The organism is Mesorhizobium sp. M7A.F.Ca.CA.001.10.2.1 (assembly GCF_003998575.1).
Classification (GTDB): Bacteria; Pseudomonadota; Alphaproteobacteria; order Rhizobiales; family Rhizobiaceae; genus Mesorhizobium.
Genome location: NZ_RZQY01001229.1, coordinates 1 through 700, shown reverse-complemented (window position 1 = coordinate 700; position 700 = coordinate 1). Strand labels below are relative to the sequence as shown.

The window sequence follows — 700 nt, the reverse complement described above, 5'->3', positions numbered from 1 at the left end:
ATCGGCGGCGCGCTGGCGCTGGGCGGTGTCATCGTGGTGAATTTGAAGAGATGAATATTGCCGGCCGTCCGCTTCCCTCATTCGGGAACGATGCCTCGGTCAAACGCGTTTAGCCGGTGTTTATTCGACGGAGGTCCGAATGCCGGGTGCAACGACGCACCGACGCATGCAACTGGGTGATCTATCCATTTTCTATCGCGAGGCAGGGCCGCCAGAAGCACCTGTCTTGCTGTTGCCGCACGGCTATCCCTGCTCTTCGTTCCAATTCCGCCGACTGATGCCGGCGCTCGCCGACCGCTGGCGAACGATTGCATTCGACTGGCCGGGCTTCGGATACAGTGGCACACCAGATCCGGCCGCCTTTGGCTATGATTTCGACGCCTATTGCGACGTGCTTTCCAAACTTGCCGATGAATTCGGTCTCGAGCGCTACGCCTTGTGGCTGCATGATTACGGCTCGCAGATAGGACTCCGGCATTCGATCTCGCACCCCGAGCGGATCAGTGCCCTGATCATCCAGAACGGCGACATCTACGAGGACGTGCTTGGCCCCAAATACGCCACGATCAAGGCTTGGTGGGCCGACAAGACGCCCGACAAGCACCGTCCGCTCGAGGCCGCGGTAAGTGAGGACGGGTTCCGGGCCGAGTTCATCGGAGAAGTGGCTGACGACATCGCCACGCGCGTGGCGCCCGATCTC

The 700-nt window shown here is 60.9% G+C and carries 1 protein-coding gene; it reads left to right on the top strand.

The features are described 5' to 3' along the window. Positions 1-139: 139 nt before the first annotated feature. A partial coding sequence (locus tag EN964_RS36315) for an alpha/beta fold hydrolase (protein WP_127277579.1) occupies positions 140-700 on the top strand: 561 nt, incomplete at its 3' end.